Genomic DNA, 11194 nt, shown 5'->3' on the forward strand with positions numbered 1-11194 from the left:
GCGACCTCGGCACGGCGACCTCGACAGTGGACTTGCCGCCGCCGACACGTTTACTCAAATTGCAATGTCAGTTCGCTCCATCACGCCGTATTCAAGCCAATGGCTCATTCCGTCGACCTGACCCTGATGCCGCCGACGGTCCTGTCCTCGCTCGGACAGCTCGTCGCGTTGCTGCGAACCGCCAGCGAAGCCGCGCGCGTGCACGTGACGCTGGAGTTGCCGAGCGAGGGCGATGCCATTGCCGTGGAGATCGATCGCGACGGCCTGCGTGCCACCTTGCCGACCCTATGGGCGCGCGATGGCGAGATGCTGCTCGACGACGCGGACCTCGTCTGCATCGACGACCTCGCGGCGCTCCCTGTCGAGCGCGCGGCAATGTCCGGGGCGCAGGACATCTCAGCGCTCGCGGTAGCGCGTGTGCGCAGCACGACGGGCGACACCGTGGGCCATGTGATGCTGGCCGACACAGCACCGCGCCACTGGACCGTGCAGGATCGTCTGGTGCTGCAGCAGGGTGCCGGACTGGCAAAGGCGATCGCCGATGCACGCGCGCAGGCCATCAGCGAGCAGCGGTTGCGGGAGATGACCGCGTCGCTCGAGGAGAGTCAGGTGCGATTCGAGCGCATCATCGGCTCGGCTATGGATGCCATCATTTCTGTGGACGCAGATCGTCGCATCATGATCTTCAATGCGGCGGCCGAACGAATCTTTCGGGTCGGTGCCGAAGACGCGCTGGGTACATCGATCGACCGCTTTCTCCCCAGCGCGTTGCGCGATGGGCACGCGCGCATGGTTGCACAGTTCGCGGCGAGCGGCACCACCACGCGTAGCATGGGGCGGGCGGGTCCGCTACGCGCACAGCGCGCCGACGGCGAGATCTTCCCGATCGAGGCGACGATTTCACGAACGGAGGTCAACGGCCAGTCTTTGCTCACCGTCATTCTGCGCGATGTCACAGAGCGCGAGAAGTTGGAGGCACAATTCCGTCAGAGCCAGAAGATGGAAGCGATGGGACGTCTGGCCGGCGGGGTGGCTCATGACTTCAACAATCTGCTCACGGTGATTCGCGGCAGCGCCGATTTTCTGCTCGGTGAGTTACCGGCGCAGAGTGAACTGCGGCGTGATGCCGAAGAGATTCTCGCGTCGGCCGATCGCGCGGCAGGTCTCACGCGTCAGCTGCTCGCCTTCGGCCGCAAGCAGGTGCTGACGCCTGAGGTACTCGATCTCAATGGCATCATCGAAAACGTCGAGCGGCTGCTTCATCGCGTGATCGGTGAAGACGTCGCATTGCGCGTGACGCTCGAGCCCAAACCACTGTATGTCCTCGCCGATACGGGTCAGCTCGAACAAGTACTGGTGAACCTCGCTATTAATGCGCGCGACGCGATGCCGGGTGGCGGAAATTTGCTGCTCACCACCGAGCTCCGGGATGGTGGGAGTCTGCCATTGTCGATGCCACGTTGGCCGGGATCGACGCCCGATCACGCCGTGCTCTTCTTGATGAGCGACTCCGGCACGGGGATGGACGACCGCGTGCGCGCGCGCGCGTTCGAACCGTTCTTCACCACCAAGGATCCAGGGAGCGGTACCGGACTCGGATTGGCCATGGTGCACGGCATCATCGAGCAGTCGGGCGGTCTGGTCGCGATCGAGAGCTCGCCGGGACGCGGTACCACGATCTTGGTGGCACTTCCGCTGACCGATCAGACGCCGACAGCTGAGCGGACCACCGATGCGATCCCGACGCCCGCCACCGCGCACGGGACCATCCTGTTGGTCGAAGACGATGATGGCGTGCGGGGGATTGTACACCGTGTCCTCGCGCGCGCCGGCTATCGACTCATCGAAGCGAGAAACGCGCTGGAAGGGCACGTCCTGTGGCGGCAACACGACGGACCGGGCGGTGGGATCGATCTGGTTGTGACCGACATGATCATGCCCGGCGCGACCGGTCGCGAACTCGCGACGCGATTGCGCGACGAACGCGAGCGCGTGCCCGTGCTCTTCACCTCTGGTTACCTGGAGGGCGGGATGGGAGGCGACGACGATCCCACCATCACGGCGTATCTCGAGAAGCCATTCACATCGCGTCGCCTGCTCGACGAAGTCCGCCAACTGCTTGCCGGCGATCACTGACCCCACGCCCGTCGCCGATTCGCATCCGGATCGCTGGCGCATGCTCGGCATACTCACCGTCGCCGAACTGTTGGCGATGACGTTGTGGTTCGCCGCCAGCGCGGTGTCGGCGCAGTACACCGCGCAGTGGTCGCTCACCGGCAGCGAAGCGGCGTGGCTCACGACGATCGTGCAGCTGGGCTTCGTGGTCGGCACCGCCCTGTCGGCGCTGTTGAACGTGGCCGATATCGTGCCGGCCCGATGGCTCTTTTCCTTCGCGGCGCTGGTCGGCGCTGCTGCCAACGCCTTGCTGCTCACGTCGGACCAGCTGTCGAGTGCGCTCGTGTGGCGCTTCGTGACCGGCCTCGCCCTCGCCGGCGTGTATCCACCGGCGATGAAGATGATCGCCACGTGGTTTCGCGTGCGACGCGGACTCGCGGTGGGCACGATCGTGGGTGCGCTCACGGTAGGCAAGGCGATGCCGTATCTCGTGCACGCGATCCCCGGCGCCGGCATCACACCGGTCGTACTCAGCGCGACCATCGGCGCATGCATTGCCGCATTGCTGGTGTGGTTCTTCTACCGCGAGGGACCGTATCCGTTCCCCGCGCGGCCGTTCTCGTGGAGTCTCGTGCGCGATGTGGTGAACGCGCCAGCCTGGCGGCTCTCCACCGGCGGGTATCTGGGGCACATGTTCGAGCTGTATGCCGCGTGGACGTGGCTGCCGGTGTTCATCGCGGCCAGCATCACCGTGAGTGATCCCGCGCGTGATGCGGCGGCGGCGATGCGCGGGGCATCGGTGGCGTCGGCAATCGCCTTCGCCGCGCTCGCGATCGGCGGTGCCGGCTGCATCTGGGGTGGTCTCGTGGCCGACCGGCGCGGGCGCGCCTGGCTCGTGACGCGCGCAATGGCGATCAGTGGCGCGTGCTCCGTATTGATCGGCTTCGCCTACGGACGCTCGCTGTGGCTGCTGGTGCCGATCGCGCTCGTGTGGGGCTTTTTCGTCATCGCGGACAGCGCGCAGTTTTCAGTGCTGGTCACCGAAAGCGTACCGCCACACGCCGTGGGCACCGCGCTCACGTTGCAGACGTCGCTGGGATTCCTGCTTACCGCGCTGGTGATTCAACTCGTGCCACCGCTGGCGACGCTCGTTGGTTGGCGGTGGGCCTTCGCGGCGTTGTCGCTGGGACCACTATTCGGAATTGCGTCGATTCAACGCTTGGTACGTCACACGGCCGGCCGTCGCTAAGAACCTGGTGTTCCCGCGACGACCGGCGACCCCGCCTACATCCCCGTGATCTCTTCCTCGGCGCCGATGCGACGCGGAGTCTGCACGTCACCCGCCTTCACTTCGATCGCCGGCAGACCGTGCTTCTTGAGAATCTCGTCGATCGGTGGTAACAGCTCCTTGTACGCTTTGCGAAGTTGCACGAGATACACCTCGAGCTCCTTCGACAGCGTGTCGTATACCACGATCGACTGCTTTGTCGGACGCGCTTCGGTGCTGCCCACCACGCCCGCTAACGCCGCGATCTGGTTGTTCACCTTGATCGGGTAGTTCAGCGGATCCTGGCCGCTCTGGTTCTTCACCTGATAGATCTGCGCTTCCATCTCGCTGATCTTCGTGTCGAGCGACTTCACCAGCTGCGCGTACTGCGCAGAGTCGGCACCCACTTCCTTCGAACGGGACACCGCTTGGCTACGCACGTAGCGCACGGTGCGCACGGCATCGTTCGCATCGGTGGTCCGGTCGCGGATCTGCATGAGCATCTTGTACTGCGCCACGAGATCAGCGGCCGTGGCGTCGCTGCGCGGGTCCTTTTTCACCAGCAGCTTGGAATCGGCCAACGGCGCTCCATCCACCAGCAGACGCACCGAGTAGTTGCCCGGCAGCACCAGCGGGCCCGTGAGGACGCCGGCCCACATGATCATCCCGTTGAACGTGGTCGCATCGCTCTCGCGCAGATTCCACGAAAAGGTGTTCATACCGACCTTGTTTGTGGGCGCCGCATCGCCGGCCACGGCGCGGCGACCGCCGGCTGCCGCCGCAGCGGCACCCGCACCCGCGGTGTCGCTCGAGAAGGTGCGCACCGTGCGCCCCGTCGAATCCTTGAACTCGATCGTGACCTTGTTCGCCGGCGACTTGAGCCAGTAGTACACGATCGCGCCGGTGGGTGGATTCGCACCGACCGGTGACCCGCCGCCGCCGCCCGGGTTGAATCCACCGCTCCAATTGATGCGGTATGCCGCACGTGGCGTGAACAGATGCGCGCGTTCCGCCATCGCCGCCGCGCTGAGCTGACGCAACACGTTGATGTCGTCGATCACCCAGAACGAACGGGCGTGCGTGGCGGCGATGAGATCGCCGTCCTTGATCGCCAGGTCATGCACCGGCACGATCGGCAGGTTGCGACGCATTGAGAACCACGTCGCGCCATCGTCGAGCGAGCCGTAGATGCCGCGCTCGGTGCCCGCGAACAGCAGCCCCGGGCGCACCTCGTCTTCACGGATCACGCGCGTGAATTCGGTGGCCGGGATGCCATTGGCCTTGCCGCTGTTGTCGATGCGCACCCACGTCCTGCCGTAGTCGGTCGTCTTGAAGAGATACGGCTCATTGTCGTCCATCTGGAAACGGTTCGCGGCCACGTACGCCGTACCGGCGTTGAAGTGCGACGCATCGATGATCGAGATGCGCGCCCACTCCCGTTCTTGCAACAGCGCGGGCGTCACATTCGTCCACGACGTTCCGCCGTTGCGCGTGATATGCACCGTGCCGTCGTCGGTGCCGGCCCAGATCACGCCTTTCATGACGGGCGACTCGGCGATCGCGAACACCGTACCGTACGTTTCCACGCCCGTCTGGTCCTTCGTGATCGGCCCGCCCGACGGGCCGAGCGTGCGCGGATCGTTGCGCGAGAGATCAGGGCTGATCGCCGTGTAGCTGTCGCCTTCGTTCGTGGTCCTGAAGAGCACGTTCGAGCCGACATAAATTGTCTTCGGATCGTGCGGGCTGACCGCGATCGGGAACGTCCACTGCATGCGATACTTCGAATCGATGGCGGAGTGGCCCATCGGGTTGAGCGGCCACGGATTGATGTCGCGCGCGAGGCCCGTGCGCATGTCCTTGCGCGTGAGATAGCCGCCGTAGCTGCCGGCGAACACGATGTCCGGATTGTTCGGCAGTGCCGCGATGAAGCCCGACTCACCACCACCGGCATCCTGCCACATGTCCATGGTGATACCACCGGCCGCGCGCGACGGACCACAGAGCGTACTGTTGTCCTGCTGCGCGCCACAGATCTTGTACGGGAAGTGATTCGTGGTCGTCACATGATAGAACTGTGCCGTCGCGAAGTCCTGCGCCGTCCACGTTTTTGCGGCGTCGGTGCTCACGTTGGCACCGCCGTCGTTCGCTTCGATCATGCGATCGCTGTTGTCACTCGCGATCCACAGGTTGTGCGAGTCCCCGTGCGGCGTGTTGATGTTGCTCCACGTCTTGCCAGCATCGCGCGAAACCTGGAACTGCACGTTGCTGGCGTACACCACGTCTGGGTTCTTCGGATCGGCGTAGATCTTCGAGTAGTACCACGCGCGCTGACGCAGCTTGCGTTCATCGTTCACGCGCGCCCACGTGGCACCGCCGTCGTCGCTGCGGAACACACCACCCTCATCGGCCTCGATGAGCGCGTAGACGCGCTGGGTATTCGCGCCGCTCACAGTGATCCCGATGTTGCCCCATTGTCCGGAGGGCAAACCTTTGCGCTTTGTGATCTCGGTCCACGTATCGCCGCCATCGGTGCTTTTGAACATCCCCGAGCCCTTCCCGCCCGACACCAGCATCCACGGCTTGCGGTGCATCTGCCAAAATCCGGCGTAGAGCACATTCGGATTACCAGGATCCATCGCAAGATCGGCCGCACCGGTGGAATCATCGCGGAACAACACCTTCGTCCAGTTCTTGCCACCGTCTTTCGTGCGAAACACCCCGCGCTCGGCGTTCGGACCCCACGCATGACCTTGCGCCGCCACGTAGGCGAGGTCGGGGTTGGTGGGGTGCACCAACACGCGCGAAATCTGCCGCGTGTCGTTCAGACCGATGTTCGTCCACGTTGTACCGCCGTCGGTCGTCTTCCAGACGCCATCGCCGTGCGACACGTTGCCGCGGATCGTGAACTCGCCGCCGCCCACGTACACCACATCGGGATTGCTCGGCGCCACACCGATGCTGCCGATCGTGCCGCCGAAATATTTGTCCGTCATCGGCGTCCAATTGTCGCCGCCATCAACGGACTTGAAGACACCGCCGCCGACCGTGCCCATCCAGTATTCCTTGGGTCGGGCCACACTGCCCCCCACCGCAGCCGAACGACCACCCCGAAACGGACCGATCTCGCGCCACTTTATTGCCGACAGCGCCCCGGTATCGAAGGGGGCGGCAACAGGGGAAATCGCCGCAGGACGTGCCGTGGTGCGGGCGACAGGACGCGACGCTTGCGCACCGGCCGACGCACAGGGAATGAGAACGGCGGCGGCGAAGGCCAACCGTGGGCTGAAGCGATTCACGAGAATGCTCTCCGGGAGTACATGGGGGGACACGGACGGTGTTTCTGCTGGCGACCATAAACCTAGAACCCATTACCCACCACCCAGAACCCAGAACCCAGAACCCAGAACCCCAAGCCAAAAGTGCAGAACCTCCCAACGGGCTGTGGGCGGGAGGCTGTAAGGCTTGCGGTTATGGGTGGTGGGTTTTGGGTACTGGGTCAAAAGACGCTCCCGAATAACCCAGAACCCACCATCCAGAACCCCAAGCCAAGAGCCCAGAGCCTCCTCCCAGACGAAACCCCAGCCACCAGTGTTGCGTACCGAGATACTGAAGTGATATCATTTTAGTATCTCCCCCCTCCGAGGTCCCACACAAAATGTTCCGTGAAATCCAGGCCCGCCCCTCTCCCGGCATCCTGATGGCCGTCCTGATCGCCGTCGCCATTCTGGCCGGTGGTTTCGTCTTCTTTTCCGGCGCGCGCGGAGACAACGGCATCGAAGTGGCGATTGGTCTGACGATGATGACCCTCGCCTTCCTCTGCATGCCGGGGCTGTTCACCGTCGCGCCCAATGAAGGCAAAGTCCTCACCCTCTTCGGCACCTACAAAGGCACCGCCAAGACACCGGGACTCTGGTTCACCAACCCCTTCATGACCAAGAAGGCCATCTCGCTGCGGATCCGGAACTTCGAGACCAATAAGCTCAAAGTGAACGATGCGCGCTCGAACCCCGTCGAGATCGGGGCGATCGTGGTCTGGAAGGTGATCGATACCGCCGAAGCCACGTTCGAGGTGAACGACTACGTGCAGTACGTCGCGGTGCAGAGCGAGTCGGCGGTCCGTGCGCTGGCCTCGTCGTATCCGTACGATCACCATGGCGACGATGCGATCGCGCTCAGCACGCACCCCACGGAAGTGTCCAAGGGATTGCAGGAAGCGTTGCACGATCGCTTGGGTAAAGCCGGCGTCGAAGTGCTCGAGGCGCGCATCAGTCATCTGGCGTACGCTCCCGAGATCGCGTCGGCGATGCTGCAGCGTCAGCAGGCGAGTGCCATCGTGGCCGCGCGGCAGACGATCGTGGAAGGTGCTGTCGGCATGGTGGAGATGGCGCTCGAGGCGCTGTCCAGCCGCCAGATCGTCACGCTCGACGACGAACGCAAAGCCTCGATGGTAAGCAATCTCCTGGTGGTACTCTGCTCCGATCGTGCGGCCCAACCGGTGGTCAACACCGGGTCGTTGTACTCCTGAGTACGGGAGCCACGACCCATGGCTGATCGCAAGTCGTTCCTCATTCGCGTGGACCGCGATGTGCTCGACGCGGTGCAGCGTTGGGCCAACGATGACCTGCGCAGTCTCAATGGGCAGATCGAGTTTCTGCTGCGGCGCGCGCTCCGGGATGCCGGGCGCGTGTCGAAGCAGACACCGGCTGATCGCAACACCCCGGTCGACGACACTGAGCACGAGGGAACCGAATGATTCGCCTCGTATCGCCAAATCCTTTCTCTTCCCGGAAGTCGCCCATGCCGCATTTCCTTTTCGCGCGCTCGCGTAACGGCGGTATTGTCGCGCTGTCGACTACCGTCCTCGCCCTCCTGGTCGGCGCGCTGCTGGCCACCACTGCCCGTGCACAGTCGGCACCCACTTACCACTTCGTGTATCTGCGGAGCATCGATACGCTCGGCACCGAAGTCGTCACCGAGGGACCGTCATCGATCGTCGGACTGCTCACCATGCGTGGCGCGCCGGTTGTTCGGTGGGAACAGCAGCATGCGAACCGCAATCCCGGGCGCCTCACGCTGTCCATCTTTGCGCCCGGCGCGCCGACCACCGGTCTGCCCACGCAGAACGTCGTGGTGAACATGGTTGGCGATAGCGCGAAGCTCACCATCTCCGCCAACGGTACGACAAGCGAACAGGCGGTGCTGAGTGCGAGCGGCGCCGTCGCGCTCGTCGGCAACAGCGTGTTGCACACGGCGCTCATGGCCGACCACGCGCGGGGGGCGAAGAAGGCCTCCGTTCCTGTGTTCCTTACCAGCGGTGGCCGCACGATGACCGCGACCGTGAGCCAGCAGGGCGACACCACGGTGTTCTCGATCGCGGGGATGGAGGCGCGCATTCAGTGGGACGTCAATGGTGGCCCGCGCGAGATCACGATTCCCTCGCAGAATCTGCGTGTGGTACGCACCACCGGCGCCGTGAGTGTGCCGAGTGCGCCGGTGAAGATTGACTATGGGGCACCGGCGAATGCACCGTATACGGCGGAAGAGGTGGTCATTCCCACGCCGCGCGGCTACACGTTGGCCGGCACGCTCACGCTGCCGAAGCGCCTAGGTAACTCCGTCGCGAAAGTGCCGGTGGTGATCACGATCAGCGGCAGCGGCCCACAAGACCGCGACTCGCGCATTGCCATCGTGCGGGACTACGCGCCATTCCGCGAGATCGCCGACACGCTCGGTCGGCGCGGCATTGCGGTGCTGCGCTACGACGATCGTGGTGTCGGCGCCAGCGGCGGCGCCTCGTCGCGCAACAACGCCACCAGTGCCGACTTCGCCGATGATGTGGCGGCCGTGATCGCGTATCTGCGCACGCGCGCTGACATCGACGGCACGCGCATCGCACTCGCCGGACACAGCGAGGGTGGCTTCATTGCCCCGATGGTGGCCGCCAAGGATCCCACGGTGCGCGCCATCGCCCTGCTCGCCGGAACCGCCTACAACGGCCGCCGTATTCTGGAATTCCAGAACGAAAACGGCATCAAAGCGTCCGTGCAGCTCACCGAAATGCAGCGCGACTCGCTGCGACGCACCGTGCCGCGCGCGCTCGACTCGCTCGCCGCCGCAAACCCGTGGATAGGCTTTTTCATGAAGACCGAGCCCGCGACCGCGCTACGGAAAGTGAAGCAGCCCACGCTCGTGCTGCAGGGCGACACCGACATGCAAGTCACCCCCGAGCAGGCCGACAGCATCGCCATCGTGCTCGAGGGCAGCGGCAACTCGCGCGTGACCGTGCGCCACTTTCCCGCCACAAACCACTTGTTTCTGGTCGATCCATCGGGCGCGCCGACCGGCTACACCGCGCTCAAGGACACGAAGCTGCGGCGCGAGGTGCTGGGGGTGGTGGCGGATTGGATGGTCAACATCATGAAGTAGGCTGGGCAACTGCCAACTGCTGCTGAACGGCCAACTGCTTAACCGGTTGATGAAAACGCTGATCTGCGTTGAAATGCTCGATATTTTCGCGTCAGACGCGTTCAAACGATGGTGTACGTCGCACGGCGCGTACTGTGCGGGACTCGGCGAGGCCCCGTGAGGCCCTGTGTGGGGCCTCATCGCCGCGTCCGCCGCGCTCGCGGCGGGTGCGGGCACGCTCACGCGCACACCCCGGCGCGGATGAGCGTGCGCAGGCGTACAAGATTGTACGCCGCGGTCACAACGCTGAAGATCCACGCCACCTTCGCGCGTCCCCGATGGTGCAGTTTGCGGAGCCCGCCGATGGTCTTGCCCCAGCCAAACCCTTCCTCGACGTGCTTCCGTTTCCGTTGACTGATCTCGTACCCTGCATGCCGCGTCGTCCGTCCGTCGATCGCGCTCTTCGATTTGTTCACGTGGATGTTTTGCGCCACGTGCGGGGTGACGCCGCACGCGCGAGTGCCCTCGACGAATGTGGGCGTGTCATAGCCTTTGTCGGCGCCCAGCGTCCGGCGTCGTGCGCGCGGGTCGAGCGTCGTCAGCATCTCGACGGCCGCGTCGCGTTCCGCGGCGTGGCCCGGCGCGCGCACATCGGTGGCCACGATCACGCCATGGCGATTATCCATCAGGACACTGCCCAGATGCCCGATGATGCTCGCCGTCCCGTGGCTTTTTCGCGCCAGTCGCGCCTCGGGATCCGTCACGGATTCATGCGTCGTGTTCGAGCGCTTCTCGCCGCGAAAGTCGACGGTGGGATGCTTGGGATCCCCGTCCGACGGCGGGGGCGACGGATCGTCCTTGGGCCGAACGCTCTTGTGGCTCGCCCACGCCTCGAGCAACGTGCCGTCGACGGTAAAATGCTCGTGCGACAAGAGCGCGCGCACGTCCGCCGCGTTGAGCACTTCCTGCATGAACGCGTCGGCGATGTTCCCCTCGATCAACCGGTCGCGGTTCTTGCTGAATACGGTCGGCACCCACACGGCGTCATCGGGATTCAACCCCACAAACCAGCGGAACAGCAAGTTGTAGTTGAGCTGCTCCATCAGTTGGCGCTCGCTCCGAATGGTGAAGAGCACCTGCAACAACAGCGCGCGCAACAGACGCTCGGGCGGAATCGACGGGCGCCCCATCCGGGTGGCATAGATCGCATCGAGGCGCGGCGACAGCGCCGTCAGGATCGGCTGGACCAAGGCGTGAATCGTGCGCAGCGGATGGTCCGCCGGAATCCGGTCTTCGACCGAGACATAGCTGAACATCGTCGTCTGCGGTTGATCGGCACCACGCATCGCCACGCTCCATTCTGAGGATGCGCCAACACATACGAATGTGCGGCCTACGCCAGGCGAA

Annotated in this window: 7 protein-coding genes; 5 read left to right on the top strand and 2 right to left on the bottom strand. The window is 64.5% G+C overall.

Features of this window, described 5'->3' with window-relative positions:
* The first annotated feature begins 99 nt into the window (after nt 1–99).
* Both ACESNG_RS13465 and ACESNG_RS13470 read left to right on the top strand, forming a co-directional pair.
* Nucleotides 100–2136: an ATP-binding protein gene (locus ACESNG_RS13465; RefSeq protein WP_373069355.1), complete on the top strand. Its 2037-nt coding sequence runs from the start codon at nt 100–102 to the stop codon at nt 2134–2136.
* Nucleotides 2137–2176: 40 nt separating this feature from the next.
* On the top strand, nt 2177–3364 hold the full coding sequence (locus tag ACESNG_RS13470) for a nitrate/nitrite transporter (protein WP_373069357.1): 1188 nt from the start codon (nt 2177–2179) through the stop codon (nt 3362–3364).
* 35 nt (nt 3365–3399) lie between these two features.
* On the opposite strand, the gene ACESNG_RS13475 is transcribed toward ACESNG_RS13470, so the two are convergent.
* A complete protein-coding gene (locus ACESNG_RS13475; protein ID WP_373061689.1) occupies nt 3400–6678 on the bottom strand; it encodes a WD40/YVTN/BNR-like repeat-containing protein in 3279 nt (1092 codons plus the stop codon).
* 401 nt (nt 6679–7079) lie between these two features.
* Between ACESNG_RS13475 and ACESNG_RS13480 the strand changes: the two genes are divergently transcribed.
* From ACESNG_RS13480 to ACESNG_RS13490, 3 genes are read left to right on the top strand one after another with little or no spacing between them, the layout of a single operon-like run.
* Nucleotides 7080–7907: an SPFH domain-containing protein gene (locus ACESNG_RS13480; protein WP_373069359.1), complete on the top strand. Its 828-nt coding sequence runs from the start codon at nt 7080–7082 to the stop codon at nt 7905–7907.
* Between the two features lie 18 nt (nt 7908–7925).
* Nucleotides 7926–8135 (top strand): Arc family DNA binding domain-containing protein, encoded by a 210-nt coding sequence (locus ACESNG_RS13485; protein WP_373061693.1) that lies wholly within the window; start codon nt 7926–7928, stop codon nt 8133–8135.
* A 44-nt stretch (nt 8136–8179) separates the two neighbouring features.
* Nucleotides 8180–9808 carry an alpha/beta hydrolase family protein gene (locus tag ACESNG_RS13490; protein WP_373069361.1) on the top strand — a complete coding sequence of 543 codons (1629 nt, stop codon included), beginning with the start codon at nt 8180–8182 and terminating at the stop codon, nt 9806–9808.
* A 218-nt stretch (nt 9809–10026) separates the two neighbouring features.
* On the opposite strand, the gene ACESNG_RS13495 is transcribed toward ACESNG_RS13490, so the two are convergent.
* Nucleotides 10027–11133 carry an IS5 family transposase gene (locus ACESNG_RS13495; RefSeq protein ID WP_373069363.1) on the bottom strand — a complete coding sequence of 369 codons (1107 nt, stop codon included), beginning with the start codon at nt 11131–11133 and terminating at the stop codon, nt 10027–10029.
* Nucleotides 11134–11194 lie beyond the last annotated feature (61 nt).

It is taken from the genome of Gemmatimonas sp., from assembly GCF_041689975.1.
Lineage (GTDB): Bacteria > Gemmatimonadota > Gemmatimonadetes > Gemmatimonadales > Gemmatimonadaceae > Gemmatimonas.